We start from the raw sequence: 19,960 nt of genomic DNA on the forward strand, positions 1-19,960 counted from the left end.
GTTGGCCCCCTACGTCAAATAGTGCGCTTCAATGGATGGTTCCGCACCTTAGAGATCTCTTTAACCCTCATTACACCGGAATACCCGGAGCCCTTCCCGAACTCGGCTGCTACGTGGGCGATGGGGGCGTGCGTTTCGGCCGCTGCCAATATGTGCCGAGCCTGGCCGGCCCGTCGGTCAGCTCCGGGCTGCGGACCTGGGTGGTGCGGATATCCTGGAGTGAGACGAGTGAACGAACACCGGCGATCGTGACACGGTGTCGAATCGGCCCGGCGATACGACTGAGTCGGCGCTGGAAACGACCTATGTGAGCGACGTCTTCGCCACAGCGGATCCGGGCGGGATACAGCGCGACGACCTCGGCTGGTTCGCCTTCTGGGAGGGCCTGGATGGGGTCGGCCCCGGGCTGGAAGAGGAGCCGGACCAGCTGACAGCGGTCAACGCCTTCGTTCAGAAGCACCCGTTGGACGTCCTCGACAACGTCTGGAAGCGAGCAGGAGCGATGCGATGAACCTGTTGCCGGTCGAGATCAAGGTCAACATCGAGGGCGACGTCGGGGCCGCGCTGTCGGTCATGCGCGGGTCGGGCGGCAAGGTGACGACGCGTCGGATCTGGTTCGCCGAGGGGCGGGACGGCGTCGCCGAGGGTCGGGTGCCGCTGCTGGACGACGGCGTGATCGTGCGGTTCAGGATCGGGGGCGGCCCGGACGACCTGACCGTCAAGTTGCGTCCGTGTACCCGGGAGCAGTTGGTCGGCCGGTTCGCGGCCCCGTTCGACCCCAAGCCGTTCACGTACCGGATCGAGAACGACTGGTCGGGAGACCACCGGGTGCTGGCCGCCTCCCTGACACACGATCACCCGCCGGGCACGCTGTCGGACGCGGTGAAGCCCGAGGCCGATCCCGCCGCGCCGATCGACGCGGTGCAGGACCAGTTCCTGCACGCCTGCGCACCCGCCGTGCGGCTCGACGGGTTGGTCGCGCTGGGCCCGGTCTTCTCGACGAAGGTCGACGATGTCGCGCTCGATGACCTGGACGTCAACCTGGAGGCGTGGTCGGTCGCCGGCCTGGAGTTCCTGGAGGCCTCGATCCGGGTGAAGCCCAAGGACGGGGACAACTCCGAGGAGTTCACGACGCGGGCCGAGCGCGAGCAGCGGAAGCTGGCGGATGCGGTGCGGGAGCGCGGGGTGGCGCTCTCCGAGCACCCCGCGAACAAGACCCAGCGCGTCCTCACCACCCTGGCGGAGGCCGCGCGACCCTGACGCCCGGCCACGATCGCAGGTTGATCGACTCGACGGGAAATGTGCGGTCGCGCGTCAACCAGCCGCAGCACCGGTGCGGAAGATCCGGTTGAGATGGTGGTCCAGGACTGTGGCGGCGGACTCCGGGCTGCGCTGACCGGCGAGGATGCTGGTGCCGAGTCCCGCGGACATGGCAAGCAGGCCGACCGCCTCCAACTGTGCGTCCACGCCGGGCTGTAGCAGATCTGCGGCCTCTGCCTGCTTGAGGAGTTCGGCCAGGGCGTCTTCGGCGGCGTCGGGGTTCTTGATGAAGGGCTGGGCCGCGAGCGTCTGGTCGTTCACGGCCAGAACGGCGTATGAGGTGTAGAGGTGGTGGAAGGTGCGGCTCTCCACATCGGTCGGCAACGCCGTCATCAGTAGCGCCTCGACCATCGTGCGCGGACCCGGGCTGTCCCCGACGGCTCCCAGACGGGCGGAGATCCGCTGTCCGAATCGCTCGGCCAGGTGCTCCAGCCCGAAGAGCAGCAGCTTCTCCTTGGTCTCGAAGTAGTACTGCACCAGCCGCAAGGACACGCCTGCCTCCGCTGCCACATCGCGCATCCCCACGGCGTGCAGCCCACGATGTCCAGCGACCCGGATGAGTGCCTCGGCGATCTCGGTGCGTCGTTCTGCGTGGTCCACCCGCTTGGGCATCGTCCGGTTCTCCGCTCACTGTTTTCCGTTGGTCCGCCGGCGCGGCTGGTGCGGTCGTCGCACGAACGATTTTGATGATACGGCCGTACCAACATCGTGGTACGTTCGTATCACGAAAATCGCCACTCCGGAGGTGCCCGTGCCCGAGACCGCCGCCCGCCCCCAGGCCGACGTCGGCCGCTACGTGAGCGACACCTGGCGCGACCGCTACTTCGCGGCCTGCGACGCGGTCTACGCACTGGGAGCGCCCGCGCTCGCGGAGGAGGACGTGGAGACGTCCTTCGGCACCACGCATGTCTACCGCTTCGGCACGGCGGACCCGGCCGCCCGGTCCCGCACCCCTGTCGTCCTGGTGCACGGGGCGGGCTCCTGCTCCGCCATGTGGTACCCGAACACCCCGGCCCTCAGCGCCGACCGGCCGGTCTACGCGATCGACACCCCGGGCGATCCCGGCCGCAGCGTGCAGCGCGAGCCGATACACCACCCCGAACGCGCCGCACAGTGGCTGGACGACACACTCGCCGGACTCGGCCTCGATCACGTACACCTCGTCGGCTCCTCCTACGGTGGCTGGCTCGCCCTGAACCAGGCGCACCGCAGGCCCGGTCGACTCGCCTCGGTCACGCTGCTCGACCCTGGCGGCCTGGAGAAGGTGGGGCTGCGCTTCTTCGTCTGGATCTTCGCGAGCCTCTTCGCGACCTTCGCGCCCAAGGCGCTACGCCCGCGGCTGGCGGCCTGGCTGGAACAACCGGTCCTCGTCACGCCGGAGCTGCGCACGATGATCAGGACTGCCGTCCGCGCCTACCGGATCCGCCGCCCGGCGCCGCTTCCCCTGTCCGAGGACGAACTGTCCACCATCCACACCCCCCTCTACCTGGTGCTCGGCAAGCGGAGCCTCCTCGTGCACCCACAGCGACAGGTGGAACGCGTTCCTCGCCTCGTACCTGGCGCCCGAGCCGAGATCATCGCCAACACCGGCCACGGGCCGCAGATCGACCACGCGGAGGAGATCAACCGCAGGATGCTGAACTTCATGGCCTCCATCGGCTGACAACCGCCGGCGGGGGGCGCTCATGTCAGCGGCGCGCCCGGACTGAAAGCCGGACGCGCCGTTCTCCTACGTGAGCGTGCTGGTGACGTTATTCAGCGGTCACTGACACGCGGGATTGAGCGTCAGTACTGGTGGCGGCCGTGGTCGCCGCGGCCACCGTGGTGGCGGTCACCGTGGTGGCCGCGGCGGCGGTCACCGTCGTAGCGGTCGCCGTGGTCGCCGCGGCGGCGGTCACCGTCGTAGCGGTCACCGTCGTAGCCGTGGCGGCGGTCACCGTCGTAGCGACCACCGTCGTAGCGGTCGCCGTTGTCGCCGTCACTGCGGTCGTTACCCCATGAGGCCTCGTCGATGACGCGGCCGTAGCCGTTGCGCAGGGTGGCGGTGTCGGAGTGGTTGTCCCACACGTAGTGCCGGCGGTCCTGGAAGAGGTCGGTGCGGGTGTCGCGGCCTTCGCCGGTGTGGATGCGCACGGTGGCGCGGGCGGCCAGGCGGTAGTCGTCGAAGGTGTAGGTGCGGCCGTCCTCGGCCGACAGCCTCCAGCCGTCCAGGTTCACGCTGTCGCGGGTGGTGTTGGTGAGCTCGACCCACTCCTTGTTCAGGGAACGGTTGGACTGGTCGTCTCGGCCCGGGGAGTTGTACTGCACACTGCTGATCTCCACCCGCGTGCGCTCCGGACGCGAGTGGTCGGCAGCGGACGCCGGCAGTGCCACCGCCCCGAGCACGGCAGCGGCCGCGACCGAGGCGGCAGCCAGACGGCGGGCGGAAACAGTCGACATGGACACAAGGTCTCCTTGCGAGGTGCGGACACCATCCCGCACACGGCCCAGTTGAGAGCCGCGCACGAGGACAGTCCGAGTGCGGGTGGCGGCCGGTCGACCGCACGCCCACACCCTGGCCTTCGACGCGGGGCGAGCAAACGAAATGCGAACTGTGTTACAGATCGCCCATATTGCTGTGACTCTCGAATGCAACATCCATCTACGCACTGAATGCAGCAGATTGACGGTTCGCCAGCTCGAGAAGGCTTACGGGCTGCGGCACGTGGCTCCCGCCCGCCACAGCCATCACCGCGCCAACGTCTTACCCGTCACCCAAAAGTGAGTAACAACCACATACGCCCCATACCGCCAAAAGGTGCCGCATCATGAATGCCGGCCGGGCATGACCGAACATCCGCGCCCCCACGGCGAGTACCTGCCATACACCGATGTACCCACAAGCAGGTCAGCAGGTCGTACGACTATGGGAGCCGACTGCTGCAACCGGGTGGACAACCCACTGCGTTGCAACCGGCACACCACCGCACCAAGTCCCCTTACACACACCCGCGTTCATACCCGCGTTGGAGAGGAATCCGTTGATGACGCACACCACCACGCCCCGAATGCCTTCCTCGGCACACGACGACTTCCTGCTGCCGCCGCCCAATCCCACTCAGCGCCTGAGGCCGGCCCTTGATCTGCGCGACGTGCACCGCCTGGAACTCAACGCCACCCTGACCACCGCCGGCATCGCCCCCATGCCCGGCGACCGCGAAGCCATCGACCACCTCAGCGCCCTCCCCCACACCATCCACACCACCCTGCAACGCTGGCTCACCCACACCAACCACTGAAGGAACTCGGCCCAGCCGGACAGCTGCTCTGTGGCGGCGCGCTTCTCACCCTTGCGGGTCGCAGCCGTCTCAGCCCGCGGACGTCAGGTTCGTCGATTCGGCGGCGCGGCGGTATTCGGCGTTGATGCGCTGGGCTTCTTCGAGTTGGTCCTCGAGGATGATGATGCGGCAGGCGGCCTCGATGGGGGTGCCCTGGTCGACGAGTTCCCGGGCGCGGGCGGCGATGCGCAGCTGGTAGCGGGAGTAGCGTCGGTGGCCGCCCTCGGAGCGGAGCGGAGTGATGAGGCGAGCTTCTCCGATGGCGCGGAGGAAGCCCTGGGTGGTGCCGAGCATTTCGGCGGCCCGGCCCATCGTGTAGGCGGGGTAGTCGTCGTCGTCCAGACGGCCGTACGTGTCGTCTACGGTCATCGCACCTCTCTGTGGAACGCGTGGAGGGGTCCTGGTGCGTATGGCACCAGGACCCCGAAGGAACTGCTAGACCATCTGCCGGTTTCAGTACTGCACCGGCTTCCTGTTTCCGCGGACCCGACCGAGATGCTGTCGGGGGTGCGGGGATCGCGGTTGCTTGACCGGAGACCACCTCACTATCGATGTCCTGCGGTACCCGGGCTCACGATGTCCGCCCGGGCGATCCTGATGGCGCGGGTTCCTCCGTTCTTCCCTCGGTGATCAACTTCTTACCAGGCTGGGTACTGCGAACTGCACGGTCCTGCGAACTACCACTACATGCACTACTGACCGGCAGTTCATCCCTGCCAGGCCTCACTGTCTCTCTGGGTTACGAAAGAAACCATAACCATGCCACCGCCCAATGTCTACTCCAGCCGACATAGATTTCCGCGTGTCCAGCCGTGGGGTAATCGTGCGCACTCACGGCGCCGAACTCGTCGGCGAACCGGAGCACAGTGCGAGGACAGCAGACGCCTCGCTGCGTCACCGAGTGCTACTGGCACCCTCAGAAGGTGAGCAGGACCTTGCCCGAGACCGAGGCGTCGGCGGCGACGGTGAGGGCCTCCAGCACCTCGTCGACGGGGAAGGTGTGGGTGATGATCGGGCCGACCGGCAGGGATCCGTCGGCGATCGCGGTGATCACCTCGTCGATCTCGTCGTTGAACCGGAACGAGCCGACCAGCCGCAGCTCTCGGGTGATGGCGTGCGCGATCGGCACGGGCTGGTCGCCGTTCGGCAGGAGGCCGACCATGACCACCGTCCCTCCCCGAGTGGCGCCTGTGATGGCGGACTTGAGACCACGGTGGTTGCCGGAGGACTCGATCACCACGTCCGCTTCCACGGCGGCGATGGCCGCGGTGTCGCCGGCGTCGAGTGTCCGTGTCGCTCCGACCGCGGTCGCGATCTCCCGGGGTTTCGCATGGAGGTCGACCGCCACGATCTCCGCGGCGCCGGCACGTGCCGCCACCGCGACGGCGAGGGCGCCGATGGGACCGCTCCCGACGACCAGGACGCGCTTGCCGCCGAGGTCACCGGCCTGCGACACGGCGTGCCAGGCGACGGCGGTCGGCTCGGCCAGGGCTGCGACGCGAAGGTCGATTCCGGCGGGCAGCTCGCGCAGCATCGCCGCGGGAAGCACGACCTCGCGGGCGAAGGCTCCCTCGGTGTGGGGGAATCGCGCGGCCGAGCCGAGGTAGCGCACTCCGGGAGAGAGATTGGGCCGGTCACGGGGGAATCGGATGTCGGTGTGCTCCCGCGTCGCCGGGTGGACCGCGACCCGGGTGCCGACGGTCGGGCCGGTTCCGTCGGCCGCCGCCCTCGCGACGGTTCCGACCACCTCGTGTCCGAGGACCATCGGCGCCCGCAGGATGGATTCCCCTACGGCGCCGTGCCGCCAGTAGTGCAGATCGGAGCCGCAGATGCCGCCGTAGGCCACGGCGATGATCGCCTCGTCCGGCTCCGGGGAGCGCACGGCGACGCGTTCGACTCGTACGTCGTCGGCGCCGTGGGCGACGACCGCGGTGGTGGTGCTGGGGGTCATGGACGATTCCCTTCTCAGACGGCGACCGTCATGCCGCCGTCGACGAAGACGACCTGGCCGTTGACGTAGTCGGACGCGCTGGACGCGAGCCACACGGTGGGGCCCGTGACATCGGCCACCGTTCCCCAGCGCCGGGCGGGAGTACGGCCGAGGATCCACGCGTTGAACTGCTCGTCGTCCACGAGGTTCTGCGTCATCTCGGTGTGGATGTATCCGGGCGCGATTCCGTTGATCTGCAGCCCTTCGCTGGCCCATTCCGCGGTCATGGCCCTGGTGAGGTTACGCAGGGCGCCCTTGGCCGCCGTGTAGGGGCCGATGGTCGGCCGGGCGAGGTCGGTCTGGACCGAGCAGATGTTGATGATCTTGCCCGCGTGGCGCGGCAGCATCCGGCGGGCGACATGGCGGCCCACGACGAAGGCGCCGGTGAGGTTGGTGTCGAGCACCCGCCGCCAGTTGTCGAGGCTCACCTCGACGAGGGGTTCGCGGTGCTGGACGCCGGCGTTGTTCACCAGGATGTCGATGGCTCCGACTTCGGACTCGATCGACGCCACGGCCGCTGCCACGGCATCCTCGTCGACGATGTCGAAGGCCCGTGCCGCGACACGGTCGTCGCCGAATCGGCGGGCGAGTGTCGTGCGCGTCGTGTCGAGGCGATCCGGATCGATGCCGTTGAGGACGATCGTGGCTCCGGCGTCCGCGAGTGCCGCGGCGATGCCGAGTCCGATGCCGCGGCTCGATCCGGTGACCACGGCGACTTTGCCGGTGAGGTCGAAGGCGGAGGTCATTGCGTGGTTGGCTTCCTGGTCGGTGGAACCGGATCGGTGGAACCGGTGCGATCGGGACCGGTGCGATCGGGACCGGTGCGATCGAGACCGGTGCGGTCGGGACCGGGTCAGTAGAACTCGACGGTGTTCACGCGGTTGAGCAGGCTGTGTCCGTCGAGGAGTCGAGTGGCGTTGGCGGCGAAGAGTTCGGCGATACGGCGGTCCTCCATCGCGTTGAGCGCGGCGGTGTGCGGGCTCACCAGCACGTTCTCGTGATCCCAGAGCGGGCTGTGGGCCGACAGCGGTTCGTTCTCGAAGACGTCCAGCGCGGCAAAGCCGACGCGGCCGGAGTCGAGCGCGTCGGTCAGGGCGGCCTCGTCGACGACGCTTCCGCGGCCGACGTTCACGAGACAGGCGCCGGGGCGGAGCGCGTCGAAGAACCGTTTGCTGATGAGGTGTTCGGTCGCCGTCGTGCCCGGGAGTGTGTTCACGACGGCGTCGACGGTGGGGGCCACCTCGACGATGCGGTCGGGACGCACCACGGTGGAGACACCGGCGACACTGACGTCTGTCCTGCTCGTGCCGATGACGGTCGCGCCCAGCGCGTGGAGTTTCGCTGCGACGATCCGACCGATCCCGCCGAGGCCGAGCACGAGTACGGTCTGCTCGCTCACCTGCCGCATCATCCAGCGGCCGCTCCACTCGTGGTGACGTTGCTGGCGGTTCAGGCGGGGCAGATTCTTGGCACCCGCGAGCACGCCGAAGACGGCGAACTCGGCGAGCGGATGTCCGTGCACACCGGCCGAGGTGGTGAACTGGACCCGGTAGAGTTCGTCGGAGCTGAGTTCGGCGGCCTTGACCTGTCCACCGCCGCCCGCGGCCATCGTGTGGACCCAGCGCAGGCGCGGATTGGCACGGACCGCTCGCGCCAGGGCGGCCGGGTCCACGTCGGGAATGCCGTACAGAGCGTCGGCCGAGTCGATGGCGGCCTCGTAGGCGCGCTGCTGTACGGGGGTGCGCTGCCAACTCGGGTCACCGGCGAAGTCTGCGGGCCAGCGCATCGGAGGAAGGAGCGCCTGGTCGACGACGAGGTCGATCCGTGGCTCCAGCTCCTTGATGAGCGCGCAGTTCTCCTCGGACAGCGGCGCGGCGACCGCGACGCGAAGGCGACCCGCCACCTGATCCTGTGCGGACATCAGGCGGCCCCTTGTCGCAGCGCTTCGACCTCGGCGTCCAGTGCGGCCTCGCGGGCGACGATCTCCCTGACGGCCTTGAGCGCTTCGTCGGCGCGGTGCGGCGGAATGACGATGACGCCGTCCCCGTCGGCGGCGACGATGTCGCCGGGGTTCACCACGACTTTGCCGATGGCGACCGGTTCGCCGATCGCGCCCGGCCCGTTCTTGAAGGGCCCGGCGGGGGTGAGCCCGCGGGCGAAGACCGGGACACCGAGCTTCTCGATGATCGCGGCGTCGCGTACGTATCCGTCGACGATCGCGCCCGCGGCACCGTACGCGGCGAATCGCTGGGCGAGGTTGTCGCCGACGATGGCGCGGCCGTCGTAGCCGAAGGCGTTGATGACGAGGATGTCACCGGGGCGTATGTGTTCGAGCGCCGCGATCACGGCCTTGTTGTCGCCCGCGACGGTGAGCACCGGGAGCGCTGTGCCCACGGCCGTGGCCCCGTTCCAGATGGGCGCGATGCCGCCGTCGACGATGTTCAGCCGGTCGAGGGCATCGCCGAGGTTGGCCACGGAGTGTGCGCGGAACTCATCGAGCACATGCGCGTCGACGCGTTTCCAATCGGTGTTCACGCGCACGTTGTCCTGGGTCATCACAGGCTCCTTCGGGTGGTGGGGGCCATGGAGTCATCCCATCCGTCGAGGAAATGCGAAAGCTTTCGCGTTTCGCGAGAGTCAGTGTGCATCCATCCCTGCCGCAAGACAAGGGGCGATGTGTGAGGCGGGGGTGCCTGACCCTCTGCCACGGAGACGGCCACCCGAGACTCCGCGCACACCCTCGAAGTGACCATGCGACAAGGGGGTAAACCATCGGACCGACCCGCGATCCCTCGACCGGACGGGGCCTGGGAGGCGTCTCATCGGCCGCCGAAGCCGGCTTCGTCGCGCCGGAGAACCCTGCCACTACGAGGGGGAAGCGCGATCGGAGCGCAAGGTTAACGTGGGGGCAACACGAACCCTTGACCGCCGCCAAGATGCGAATCTATTCTCATTCGCGATTCAAGTCGCACCTTTGATGCTGGCGCTGTCGGACACCCAGCCCCCGTAGCTCCTGGACGGGCGGACTCCTGAACAGCGTCGAAGCCACAGGACTCCCCCGAGCTGCCGTCACCACGTTCCCCGTAGCGACCAGAACGTAGTGGTGCACCTCGGTACCGGAGCGCTGCGGGCAGTGAGCACGTTCAGCGCAGGATTCCCAGGGCACCGTCCCGGAGTCCGCGACACCGAAAGTGAACGCGAATGACAACGTCAGATCGGCTCGACACCCCATCAGCTCGTCACGAGTCAGCGCCGGAATCGTCCGACGCGACAGCCGCCGACGTCGCTTCCGCCAACGGCAAGGTCGTCCGCAAGGCCACCTTCGCCGGCGCGATCGGTTCCTTCGTCGAGTGGTACGACTACGGCATCTACGGCCTGCTCGTCACCTATCTCGCGATCAACATCATGGGAGAGGCCGAGGCCGGAGGCCTCTTTCTCACCAACGTCGGGTTCCTGATCAGCTTCGTCGCCCGCCCGTTCGGCAGTGTCATCTGCGGGTACCTCGGGGACAAGATCGGGCGGAAGAGCCTCCTGGCCACGCTCCTGGTGCTCATCTCCGCCGCGACCGCGGCCATCGGTCTCATCCCCTCCCACTCCGTCATCGGTGTCGCCGCACCGGTCCTGCTGGTCCTCCTCCGGGTGCTCCAGGGCTTCTCGGCGGGCGGTGAGGTGGCCGGCGCGATGTCCTTCGTCGGCGAGTACGCCCCGGACGCACGCCGCAACTACATGATGAGCTTCATCGCCGTCGGCTCGTTCATAGCCCTGATGTTCGGCAGCGCCTTCTCCGCCATCCTCATCACGACGCTCGGCGACGACGCCATGACCTCGTGGGCCTGGCGGGTGCCGTTCCTCCTTGCCGTCCCGCTCGGCTACGTCGGCTTCTACATCCGCCGCCAACTGGAGGAGACCCCGCACTTCGTGGCGCTGCGCGCGCAGAACACCGTCGTGCGCAACCCCCTGAAGGCCGCTCTGACCTCCCCGCGCCACCTGAAGGCGATCGCGCTCACGATCTTCCTCCCCGCGCTCAACGGCCCCGGCTACTACCTGCTGTTCGTCTACATGCCCACCTACTTGAAGACCTCGCTCGGCGAGCACAACTTCTCGATGCTGCGGGCGCTCATGGTCACGGCGTTCAGCCTGGTCGCCATCGCGGTCTGCATCCCGCTCATGGCACGCCTGTCGGACAGGATCGGCCGCAAACCCGTCCTCACCTTCTCCGCGGTCGCCATGGCCGTCGTCTCGTACCCGATGTTCCGGCTCATCACCACGGGAGAGTTCGGGCTGGCCTGCATCGGCACCATCGTGCTCGCGATCGCCTTCTCGGGCCACGCCGCCGTCGTGCACACCGTCCTCGCCGAGATGTTCCCGACCACCGTGCGCTACTCCGCCTACAGCATCGGGTTCAGCATCTCCACGATCATCTTCGGGGGCAGCGCCCCGCTCCTGATGACCGAGCTGATCGAGTCGACCGGCTCCAACCTGGTCCCGGCCTTCGCCTCCATCATCACCGCTCTGATCACCCTGGTCACCATCGCCTTCGTGCGCGAGACCAAGGGCCGACCCCTCGCATCCAGCTGAAACACCCCCCACAGGAGACACCATGGGTATCAACTCCGTAGCCGTCGTCGCCGATCTGGGTGAGAGCTTCGGCAACTACACGATCGGCGACGACAGCGCTCTGCTCGGCCTCGTCACCTCGTCGAACATCGCCTGCGGATTCCACGCCGGCGACCCGCGCATCATGGACCGGACCGTCGCCGACTGCGTCGAGCGGGGCATCGAACTCGGCGCTCACCCCGGATACCCCGACCTCGTCGGCTTCGGCCGCCGGCTCATCGAGGCGACCGAGGACGAGATCCGCACCGACGTCCTCTACCAACTCGGCGCGCTCGACGCCTTCGCGAGGGTGCACGGCGGCACGATCAGTCATGTGGCCCCGCACGGCCGCATGGGCTCGATCGCGCAGACCGACGCCAAGCACGCGCGGGCCATCACGGACGCGGTCGCCGCGTACAACACCGACTACGTCGTCATCTGTCAGCGCGGTCTGCTCGCCGAAGAATCACGCAAGCGCGGACTCGAGGTCGGCTACGTGTTCCTGGCCGACCGGGGATACGGCGACGACGGCATGCCCGTCTCCCGCTCGCACGAGGGCGGCCTGATCCACGACCCCGAGCTCATCGGCCGACGCTCGGTCCAGGTCGTGCGGGAAGGCACCGTCCGCTCGGTCGACGGCAACGTCGTGCCCCTCGGCCACGACGCCGACGTACTGCTCCTGCACGGCGACCACCCGACCGTCCTCGAGAACGGCATCGCGCTGCGGGCCGCGCTCGGGGCGGCGGACATCCGCGTCGCCGGCCTGCGGGACGTCCTGGCGGAGAAGGCGGAGGTCGCGCTCGCCCACTGAGGGCCGAGCGCACCAGGCGATGACCACAGCACAGTACGGCGCCGTCACCGTCGAGCCCTTCGGGGACTCGGCGGTGATGGTGACCATCCCCCACACCGACCAGGCGGTCCGCAGGTCCGGGATCGTCGCCTTCCGCGACCGGTTCCTGGCACACCGCCCCCACGGCGTGCTGGACGTCGTCTCCGGTCTCGAGTCTCTGCTCATCGAGTTCGACCCGCTGCGGACCGCGCTCCAGCACGTGGAGCACACGGCACGCCTGCTGGCTCGATGGGCCCCGGAACCGTCGGACGGTGCGGAACGCCCGCGGGCGGTGCGGGAGTTCGCGGTTCCCGTCGTCTTCGACGACGAGACCGGTCCCGATCTGGTGTCCGTCGCCGAGGAGGTGGGGCTGGCCCCCGCCGAGGTCGTCGAGGCGATCGCGAAGTCCACCTTCACGATCTCCCTCCTGGGCGCGGCGATGGCCCCGATGATGGACGGACTCGAGGTGCCCAGGCCGGTTCGCCGACGCGCCGAGCCCCGGACCGACGTGGCCCCCGGAGCGATCATGATCGCCGGCACGAACGCGATCATCCAGCCGTTCCCCGGCCCGACCGGCTGGCGTGTGGTCGGGCGCACCCCGCACACCATCGTGGACATCTCCCGACCGGACCCCGTCTCGTTCGCCACCGGCGACATCGTGCGCTTCGTCCCTGTTACCCGGGACGAGGCCGCGGTACTGGACGCCGGCTTCCTGCTGCCGGTGGAGGAGCCCGTATGAGGACCGTGGCGCTCGACATCACCGGCACCGGATGGGTCACCACGTTCCAGGACCTCGGCCGTAGCGACACGGAGCGGCGCGGCGTCCCCACCGGCGGCGCGGCCGACCAGCACTCGGCGTCCGTCGCGAACCTCCTCGTGGGCAATCCTCGCGGCGCGACCCTGATCGAGAACCTCGGAGGCGAACTGGCCCTCGTGCCCGACGCCGACGTCCTGCTCACCGTGACCGGCGCCCCCGCCCAGGTCACCGTGGGCGGCGGGCCCGTCGAAAGCTGGTCGCCGCTGGTGGTGCCGGCGGGCCACGAGGTACGGGTACGCGGGGACGTGAACCGAGGGGCCCGTACCTATCTGGCCGTGAACGGCGCGCTCAGCACGGAGACCCTGCTGGGCAGCGCGGCCCCGGACGCCCGGATGGGGTTCGGGCAGGTCGTCGCCCAGGGCTCGCGCGTCCTGCTGGACACGGAGTTCCGGGGGTTCAGCCGCCGGCTGTTCGAGCCGACGCTGTTCCGGCTTCCGGTTCCGGTCCCGCGCTTCGACGACGGGCCCTGGGTCGTCGATGTCGTCGCGAGTCACGGGATCCACGCGATCCCCGGTATCCGTGAGGTGATCGAGGAGGCGACCTACGTCGTCACCACCCGTTCCAATCACGTCGGGCTACGGCTCGACGGGCCGGTTCTCCACCCCGACACGGACGCCGAGATCGTGTCGCACGGGGTGCCCATCGGTGCGCTGCAGATCCCGCACGCGGACGAGCTGATCGTGCTCGGCCGTTACCGGAGCCTGACCGCGGGCTACCCGATCGTCGGTGTCGCCTCGCGGGCGTCCCTGCCCGTGCTCGGGCAGGCCGGTCCGGGGCGGGAGCTGCGGTTTCGCTGGACCGAACGCGAGAGCTCACTGCGCCGGTTCGCGCGGCGCGAGGCGGAGGTGCGCGCACTCGGACATGCGACAGCGGAGGCGTTTGGCGCTCTCGGCTTCACCACACCCTTGCCCCGCACAAGATGAGAAGATATTCTCAAGTGAGTAGCTCATATCATATCAGTCGGGGTCAGTCAGGAGCAGTCGTGGAGTCAGTCGTGGAATCAGTCGTGAAGGCGGTCGTGAAGTCAGTCATGGAGGGGAAACGGTGACGACGTCAGCCGCCAGGACCGCGCTCATCACGGGAGCGGGCAGCGGGATGGGACTCGAGACCGCACGGCTGCTCACCCGGGACGGCACCACCGTCGTGCTTGTCGGCCGCAGACAGGAGGCACTCGACGACGTCGCGGCCACGATCCGCGCCGAGGGCGGCACAGCCCTCGCCATCGCCGCGGACATCGCCCTCGCGGCCGACGTCACACGGGTCCTCGACCGGGTCCACGCCGAACTGGGACCGGTCGACGTCCTCGTCAACAACGCGGGCAGCGCCTCGACGGTGCTCAACCCGCAATGGCTCCCGCACGACGAGTGGCGCCAGGTCCTCGACGTGAACCTCACGGCAGTCTTCCAGCTCACCCAGGCCGTACTCCCCGACATGCTCGGCCGCGGCACCGGGACGATCGTCACCGTCTCCTCGCTCGCCGCCGTCAACCCCAACCTGCTCGGCGGTGCCGCCTACGGCGCGGCCAAGGCCGGGGTCCGCAACTTCATGACGTTCCTGCACAACACCTTCCGCAACCAGGGGCTGCGGGCGATCACCGTACTGCCCGGCGAGACGGACACCCCCATCCTCGACAACCGCGCCCGGCCCCCGGCGCCGGAGGAACGCGCCGGCATGGTGCAACCCGAGGACGTGGCCGAGGCCATCCGCCTCGCCGTCACCCTGCCCCAGCGCGTCGTCCTCCAGGAGATCGTCGTCGCCCCCACCCGACAGCGCGACACCTCCGCCGATCTGGAGATCAGCCGTTGGGCGGGCGCGCCCGCCGACGCCGCACCACAGCCCTGACCATCCCGCTACCAGGAGGCCCGCATGCCCCCCACCATCACCACGCAGCCGCCCCTGTTCGCCGCCGCGGAGGCCGTCACCCGGATCGCGGCGGCCTCCCGCCGGACGCAGCAACCGCAGTCCCGAGCCGACCTCGTCTCCCTCGCCATGGGCGAACCCGACTTCGACACACCCCAGCAGGTGACCGAGGCGGCCCAGGCCTCGCTGCGCGCCGGACGCACCCACTACTCACCGCTGCTCGGCGAACCGGCCCTGCGCGAAGCGCTCGCCGAGAAGCTCACGGGCATCGCCGGGGCACCGGTCTCCGCCTCCGACATCCTGATCACCCAGGGCGGAACCGCCGGGCTCGCCGCCTCGATCCTCGGCATCGTCGACCCCGGTGACAAGGTGGTCATCCCCGACCCCACCTACTCCCTCTACGGGGACCTGGTCAGCATGGCCGGAGGCACCGTCGTACCGGTCCCGCTCGCGCCGGACCTGCACTGGGACCTCGACCGGCTCGCCGACGCCCTCACGGATGCCAAGCTCTTCGTCTTCTGCAACCCCAGCAACCCCACCGGCATCGTGCACAGCCGCGAGGAACTCGACGCGCTCGCCGAGCTGCTCGACGGCACCTCCACGATCGTCATCTCCGACGAGGCGTACTCCGACCTCGACTACACCGGCCGGCCGTTCACCTCGACGATCTCGATCGACGGCCTGCGCGACCGCACCGTCTACTGCCAGACCTTCTCCAAGAGCTACGCGATGACCGGCTGGCGCGTGGGCTATCTCTGGGGACCGTCGCCGCTCATCCAGGCGTCCGCGCGCATCCACAACACCTTCAACGGCTCCGTGAACACCTTCATCCAGGACGCCGCGCTCGTCGCGGTGCAGAGCTGCGCGGAAGACATCGCCCGCATGCGCGCCGCGTACGAGCGGCGCGGCGAGGTCATGCGTGCGGAACTGGCCGCGATCCCCGGCCTCACCCTCAGCGCGCCGGAAGGGGCCTTCTACCAATTCCCGCGCTACGAGGTCGACTTGCCCTCCGTGGAGGTGGTCGCGGCGCTGCGCACACACGGTGTCGCCGTCCGGCCCGGAAGCGAGTTCGGGGCCCAGGGCGAGGGGCACCTCCGGCTGTCGTACGCTGCCAGCTCACAGTCCATCACCGAGGGCGTGCGCCGGATGGCCCGTGGCCTCTCGGCTCTGCAGTGAACGCCGTCCCGCACGCAACGGGGAGTCGACCCATGCGCAGTGACACCGAGCGCAACCGCAGGCACCTCATCAAGGCTGCCGCGCGCCTGTTCGAGAACTCGCCGACGCCGGTCAGTCTGGCCGAGATCGCCAAACACGCCGAGGTGTCCACCGCGACGGCCTACCGGCACTTCCCCTCCGTCGAGGCGGTCCTGCACGCCTTCCGCGCCCAAGTGGGCTCCGAACTACGTGACTTCAGCGCACGGCAGACCACGCGGGGCATGGTGAGACTGGAGGCGGTGTCACGCTGCTGGGTCTCCCTCGTGCTCGAACACGGCGGCGCGATGGCCCAGATGCGCTCGCACCGCGGCTACCTGGAGCGGCTGCGTGAGGGGACCGGCTACCTCGCCCCGCAGGCCCAGGCACTCGCCGAGCCACTGCGGCAGACCACCGAGGAACTCGGCCTCGGAGACCTCGGGGACGAGGCCCTCTACCTGTGGAACGTGCTGTTCGACCCACGCGACATCCTCGACCTCATCAAGAGCGGACGCACCGAGGACGAGGCCGCGACACGTCTCGTGGCCGCACTGCGCGGCGCGCTGATCGGCTGGTCCGCGGCGGAGCGGCAGCGGGGCGAGTGAACTCCCGACGCGATGGTCCCGGCGGCCGGTGCTGTCCCGTCGGTGCCTGACTTGCCCGGCTCGACGCTTCCGCTTGGTTCACGCGGGCACGGGCGGCCTTTCCTGGCCGACCGCGTCGAGTAGCGGTTTCGCGGCCACCATCGCCCCGTCGGTGCGGATTGCGCCGGCCACGGCCCTGGCTCGTGCGCGGGTCTCGGATGTGCCGCGCCGATGCCCGGCTCGGCGACCCGGCGGGCCCAGTACGGCTGGTCCGCGAGGGGACCACCACCTGAGGCGCGCCGGCCCGGGCCGCCGTCGTCGTGGTGCGTGGTTGACCTCGCCGGTTGGCGGTCTCGCCCTGCGGGGACGGCGTGCCTGGCCGACTCCTGACGCAGTGGCGCGAGCGCTTTCCAGCAGATGACGCGGTTCTCGCAGACGGCTGCCCCGGCGCCACAGATCCGCCACTCCCACCGCCGCCCCGATCCCCCGCTCTGCAGCCGGCGTCTGTTACCGACAACTCATGAGGCTCGCGTGAAAAACTGGGTATGAGAGTGGCCCAGACCGGATGAAACGTGGAGGACGTAGTGGACTGGAGACGGTTCGCACAGGCAATGGCGTCGATGGCGCGGGACCTCCTCGCGCAGGATTCGGTCAATGCCACACTCCAGCGGATCACGGCATCTGCCACGGAACTGGTCGACGGCTGCGACGCGGCCGGCATCCTGGTGCTGCACGGCGATCAGGTGGAGACTCTCGCCCCCACCGACCGGCTGGTCATCGACAGTGATCAGCTACAGGAGCGGCTGAGTGAAGGGCCGTGCTTCGACGCGGCCAACACCGCGCAGGGAGAGCGGGTCTTCCGCATCGCCGACCTCACCGGCGAGCAGCCGCGCTGGCCCGCCTACGCCCCGCAGGCCCAGGCCCTCGGCATAGGGAGCATGATGGGCTTCCTGCTGTTCACCGACGACACAGACCTCGGCGCGCTGAACTTCTACTCCCGGAAACCCAGCGCATTCACCGAGGCCAGCGAGCTGGCCGGGTGGCTGCTGGCCTCCCACGCGGCCATCGCCTTCTCCAGCGCCCGCACCCATGCCCAGATGGAGAACGCCGTCGCCACCCGCCACGTCATCGGCGAGGCCATGGGCATCCTCATGGGCCGCCACCACCTCACCGAAGAGCAGGCGTTCGACGTGCTGCGCCGGTACTCGCAGGAGAACAACATCAAGCTTCGTGAGGTCGCCCGACTCGTCTGCGAAAAGGGCAGCCTCTCGTGACCTCCAGCGGGCGGCTCCCCCGGCACATTGTCTGAACCAGAGGAACCTGAGCCGGGCTAACCCCATGGGAATGCCGACCCGACCTGTGGACCAAGTCCCCCGTCCCACCCCATCCACACCTGAGTTCCTGGTCAGACAGTGGGCAGGGGCGCCGTAGACCGTGGCTACCAGGTACGACCAGGTCACGCACCGCCGCTTACAGAGTGATCCAGTAGCGGCGCTTGATGCCCGCGTCGGTGGTGCGGACGTCTTCCAAGACACCACCGTTGCGCTCGATACTGCGCGCCGATCCGATGTTGTCATCGTCGCAGGTGACGAGAACCCGGCCCAGTCCAAGCGCCCGGGCCTCGGGGAGAACCGAACCAAGGGCCCACGTCGCCAAGCCGCGTCTCCGGAAGGAGGGCCGGACGCTGTAGCCGATGTGCCCGCCCACATCGAGCAGAAAGTCGTTCAGATAGTGCCGGAGATCGATGGCTCCCAGATAGTCGCCGCCCTCGACGATCCACCAGTGGGTGGCGTGGACGCGCTCCTTTCCCACGGCGACCGACCTGTCCGACTGCTGTCGCAGTCGCTCGACCCACTCCGAGAAAACCTCTGGGCTGTCGAGGTCGGCATCCGGTGCGAGACGCAGGCCGCCCCCGTCCTGGTGGGCACCTGGAGACCACTCGTCACGCGCCGCCCGCCATGAGGCATGCAACTGGGCTGTGGGGGCGATGAGTTCAGGCATGCGAGCGACGCTAGCACCTGTGCCTCCACCGTCATCAGGTAATTCCACTGGCCCGGGTGCGGGGCTGACGCACCATCAACCGGCTGCCAGCAGGCCAGGCATACGCGTCGGGCTCGACCGTCATGACGGTCGAGCCCGACGAAGGGATGGGTGCGCTGGATCAGATCACCATCGGTACCAGCGGCCGCGGCTGCCACCGGCGGCGGTGGAGCGCATGACGAAGCCGAGCAGCCACAGCACCAGGACGGCGATTGCCACCCACCACAGAATTTTGACGGCGAAGCCGGCACCGAAAAGGACTACCGCGAGAAGCAGGACAAGAAGCAGGGGAACCATTGTTATCAACCTCCTGACCGTCCGTTTGCCCCGCCATTTCACCGCCATTCGCGGATGACGCCTTGTTTATGAAGGGAAAGCCGGGGCACGCGGCTGTGTGGCCGCGCCGCTCCGGGCGCCTCTCAGTGTTGGGTGAGCATGCCTTCCCGCAACCGGGCGAGGGTGCGCGACAGCAGCCGGGAGACCTGCATCTGCGAGACGCCCAGATGTTCGCCGATCTGGGCCTGGGTGAGCTCCTCCACGAACCGCATGTGGATGATGCGCCGGTCCCGCTCGTCGAGTTCGGCGATCAGCGGGGCCAGGGCGTGGAAGTCCTCCACCAACTCCAGAGCCTGGTCCTCCGCGCCGATGAAGTCCTGCAGCGCCGCTTCGCCGTCCTGGCTGCCGCTGATGGTGGCGTCCAGTGAGGAGGAGTTGTAGCCGTTCGAGGCGAGGCGGGCCTCGCGAACCTCTGCCTCGGGAAGGCTCATCAGCTCCGACAGCTCCTTCACCGTCGGGATGCGACCCAGACGGCTGCGCAGTTCCTCCGTGGCGCGCGCGAGCTGGACGCGGGCTTCCTGCAGCCGGCGGGGCACGTGTACGGCCCAGGTGGTGTCGCGGAAGAACCGCTTGATCTCACCCACTATGTAAGGGATGGCGAAGGAGGTGAACTCCGCCTCCCGGGAGAGGTCGAACCGGTCGATCGCCTTGATCAGGCCGATCATGCCGACCTGGACGATGTCCTCCATCTCCTCCGGCCCGCGGCTACGGAAGCGGCCGGCCGCGAAACGGACCAGAGACATGTTCATCTCGATCAGCGTGTTCCGCGCGTACTGGTGCTCCGGTGTGCCTTCCTCCAGCACCGCGAGCTGGTCGAAGAACAGCCTGGACAGCTCGCGGGCATCCTTCGGCGCCACGCGAGACGGATCGGCGACCTCCGGCAACTCGTGCGCCTGCGTATCCGATGCTGTCACGCTCCTGAGCGCCATGACATACCCCTCCCACTATCGAAACCAACCGGCGCTGCCGGCTGACTGCAGCCGACGCCGCCGCGCGACTACCCCCTCACCTCGCATCCATGCCGGCACTGCCACGAAAGGACACGATTGAGAGGAGGGACACTTCGGCCGAGCCCACCGA

Annotated in this window: 21 protein-coding genes and 2 pseudogenes; 12 read left to right on the top strand and 11 right to left on the bottom strand. The window is 68.7% G+C overall.

Translation table 11 applies throughout. The annotated features are described in order from the left end of the window. Window positions 1-256: 256 nt before the first annotated feature. Window positions 257-511: a hypothetical protein gene (locus tag AB0H86_RS09205; protein WP_362434865.1), complete on the top strand. Its 255-nt coding sequence runs from the start codon at window positions 257-259 to the stop codon at window positions 509-511. Further along, the gene (locus tag AB0H86_RS09210; RefSeq protein ID WP_362434868.1) at window positions 508-1,260 is read left to right on the top strand and encodes a hypothetical protein; all 753 of its coding nucleotides are present in this window, start codon (window positions 508-510) and stop codon (window positions 1,258-1,260) included. Before AB0H86_RS09205 ends, AB0H86_RS09210 begins: the two co-directional genes overlap by 4 nt. Window positions 1,261-1,314: 54 nt before the next feature. Here AB0H86_RS09210 and AB0H86_RS09215 read toward each other — a convergent pair whose 3' ends face one another. Beyond that, window positions 1,315-1,932, bottom strand: a complete 618-nt coding sequence (locus AB0H86_RS09215) for a TetR/AcrR family transcriptional regulator (RefSeq protein WP_362434870.1) — start codon at window positions 1,930-1,932, stop codon at window positions 1,315-1,317. Window positions 1,933-2,071: 139 nt separating this feature from the next. On the opposite strand from AB0H86_RS09215, the gene AB0H86_RS09220 reads away from it, so the two are divergent. Continuing rightward, window positions 2,072-2,983, top strand: a complete 912-nt coding sequence (locus AB0H86_RS09220; RefSeq protein ID WP_362434873.1) for an alpha/beta fold hydrolase — start codon at window positions 2,072-2,074, stop codon at window positions 2,981-2,983. A 329-nt stretch (window positions 2,984-3,312) separates the two neighbouring features. On the opposite strand, the pseudogene AB0H86_RS09225 reads toward AB0H86_RS09220, so the two are convergent. Next, window positions 3,313-3,759 (bottom strand): annotated as a pseudogene (locus AB0H86_RS09225) (lamin tail domain-containing protein); the annotation flags it as partial. Between the two features lie 584 nt (window positions 3,760-4,343). On the opposite strand from AB0H86_RS09225, the gene AB0H86_RS09230 reads away from it, so the two are divergent. Then, the gene (locus AB0H86_RS09230) at window positions 4,344-4,598 is read left to right on the top strand and encodes a hypothetical protein (protein ID WP_362434875.1); all 255 of its coding nucleotides are present in this window, start codon (window positions 4,344-4,346) and stop codon (window positions 4,596-4,598) included. A gap of 69 nt (window positions 4,599-4,667) precedes the next feature. On the opposite strand, the gene AB0H86_RS09235 is transcribed toward AB0H86_RS09230, so the two are convergent. The 5 genes from AB0H86_RS09235 to AB0H86_RS09255 all read right to left on the bottom strand — a co-directional run bounded on the left by AB0H86_RS09235 (window position 4,668) and on the right by AB0H86_RS09255 (window position 9,183). Next, window positions 4,668-5,006, bottom strand: coding sequence for a MerR family transcriptional regulator (locus AB0H86_RS09235; protein ID WP_362434877.1), 339 nt, complete (start codon window positions 5,004-5,006; stop codon window positions 4,668-4,670). Between the two features lie 547 nt (window positions 5,007-5,553). Continuing rightward, window positions 5,554-6,588, bottom strand: a complete 1,035-nt coding sequence (locus AB0H86_RS09240) for an L-idonate 5-dehydrogenase (RefSeq protein ID WP_362434880.1) — start codon at window positions 6,586-6,588, stop codon at window positions 5,554-5,556. Window positions 6,589-6,602: 14 nt separating this feature from the next. After that, window positions 6,603-7,373, bottom strand: coding sequence for an SDR family oxidoreductase (locus AB0H86_RS09245; RefSeq protein ID WP_362434882.1), 771 nt, complete (start codon window positions 7,371-7,373; stop codon window positions 6,603-6,605). A 107-nt stretch (window positions 7,374-7,480) separates the two neighbouring features. Further along, a complete protein-coding gene (locus tag AB0H86_RS09250) occupies window positions 7,481-8,548 on the bottom strand; it encodes a D-2-hydroxyacid dehydrogenase (protein ID WP_362434884.1) in 1,068 nt (355 codons plus the stop codon). After that, window positions 8,548-9,183 carry an RraA family protein gene (locus AB0H86_RS09255; RefSeq protein WP_362434887.1) on the bottom strand — a complete coding sequence of 212 codons (636 nt, stop codon included), beginning with the start codon at window positions 9,181-9,183 and terminating at the stop codon, window positions 8,548-8,550. The genes AB0H86_RS09250 and AB0H86_RS09255 overlap by 1 nt, the downstream gene beginning before the upstream one ends. Before the next feature lie 645 nt (window positions 9,184-9,828). Here AB0H86_RS09255 and AB0H86_RS09260 point away from each other — a divergent pair. The 7 genes from AB0H86_RS09260 (at window position 9,829) to AB0H86_RS09290 (ending at window position 16,525) form a co-directional block, all read left to right on the top strand. After that, window positions 9,829-11,205, top strand: coding sequence for an MFS transporter (locus AB0H86_RS09260; protein ID WP_362434889.1), 1,377 nt, complete (start codon window positions 9,829-9,831; stop codon window positions 11,203-11,205). A 22-nt stretch (window positions 11,206-11,227) separates the two neighbouring features. Then, entirely contained in the window at window positions 11,228-12,034 is an 807-nt protein-coding gene (locus AB0H86_RS09265) for a 5-oxoprolinase subunit PxpA (RefSeq protein ID WP_362434893.1), read from the top strand. A gap of 19 nt (window positions 12,035-12,053) precedes the next feature. Then, window positions 12,054-12,791 carry a carboxyltransferase domain-containing protein gene (locus tag AB0H86_RS09270; protein ID WP_362434896.1) on the top strand — a complete coding sequence of 246 codons (738 nt, stop codon included), beginning with the start codon at window positions 12,054-12,056 and terminating at the stop codon, window positions 12,789-12,791. Beyond that, a complete protein-coding gene (locus tag AB0H86_RS09275) occupies window positions 12,788-13,792 on the top strand; it encodes a biotin-dependent carboxyltransferase family protein (RefSeq protein WP_362434898.1) in 1,005 nt (334 codons plus the stop codon). The genes AB0H86_RS09270 and AB0H86_RS09275 overlap by 4 nt, the downstream gene beginning before the upstream one ends. A 121-nt stretch (window positions 13,793-13,913) precedes the next feature. Beyond that, complete coding sequence (locus AB0H86_RS09280; RefSeq protein WP_362434900.1) at window positions 13,914-14,711, top strand: SDR family NAD(P)-dependent oxidoreductase; 798 nt, start codon at window positions 13,914-13,916, stop codon at window positions 14,709-14,711. Window positions 14,712-14,735: 24 nt separating this feature from the next. Beyond that, window positions 14,736-15,905, top strand: coding sequence for an aminotransferase class I/II-fold pyridoxal phosphate-dependent enzyme (locus AB0H86_RS09285; RefSeq protein ID WP_362434903.1), 1,170 nt, complete (start codon window positions 14,736-14,738; stop codon window positions 15,903-15,905). Between the two features lie 32 nt (window positions 15,906-15,937). Continuing rightward, window positions 15,938-16,525, top strand: a complete 588-nt coding sequence (locus AB0H86_RS09290) for a helix-turn-helix domain-containing protein (protein ID WP_362434905.1) — start codon at window positions 15,938-15,940, stop codon at window positions 16,523-16,525. Window positions 16,526-16,603: 78 nt separating this feature from the next. Here the strand turns inward: AB0H86_RS09290 and AB0H86_RS09295 are convergent. Next, window positions 16,604-16,829, bottom strand: a pseudogene (locus AB0H86_RS09295) (glycosyltransferase); the annotation flags it as partial. A 259-nt stretch (window positions 16,830-17,088) separates the two neighbouring features. On the opposite strand from AB0H86_RS09295, the gene AB0H86_RS09300 reads away from it, so the two are divergent. Then, window positions 17,089-17,778 (top strand): GAF and ANTAR domain-containing protein, encoded by a 690-nt coding sequence (locus tag AB0H86_RS09300; protein WP_362434908.1) that lies wholly within the window; start codon window positions 17,089-17,091, stop codon window positions 17,776-17,778. Between the two features lie 196 nt (window positions 17,779-17,974). Here AB0H86_RS09300 and AB0H86_RS09305 read toward each other — a convergent pair whose 3' ends face one another. The 3 genes from AB0H86_RS09305 to AB0H86_RS09315 form a co-directional block, all read right to left on the bottom strand. Continuing rightward, window positions 17,975-18,505, bottom strand: coding sequence for a GNAT family N-acetyltransferase (locus AB0H86_RS09305; RefSeq protein ID WP_362434911.1), 531 nt, complete (start codon window positions 18,503-18,505; stop codon window positions 17,975-17,977). Window positions 18,506-18,670: 165 nt separating this feature from the next. Continuing rightward, window positions 18,671-18,841: a hydrophobic protein gene (locus AB0H86_RS09310; RefSeq protein WP_362434914.1), complete on the bottom strand. Its 171-nt coding sequence runs from the start codon at window positions 18,839-18,841 to the stop codon at window positions 18,671-18,673. A 122-nt stretch (window positions 18,842-18,963) separates the two neighbouring features. Continuing rightward, window positions 18,964-19,809, bottom strand: a complete 846-nt coding sequence (locus tag AB0H86_RS09315) for an RNA polymerase sigma factor SigF (protein ID WP_362434917.1) — start codon at window positions 19,807-19,809, stop codon at window positions 18,964-18,966. Window positions 19,810-19,960 lie beyond the last annotated feature (151 nt).

Origin of the sequence: Streptomyces sp. NPDC050997 (assembly GCF_040660135.1) — a bacterium.
Taxonomy (GTDB): Bacteria; Actinomycetota; Actinomycetes; order Streptomycetales; family Streptomycetaceae; genus Streptomyces.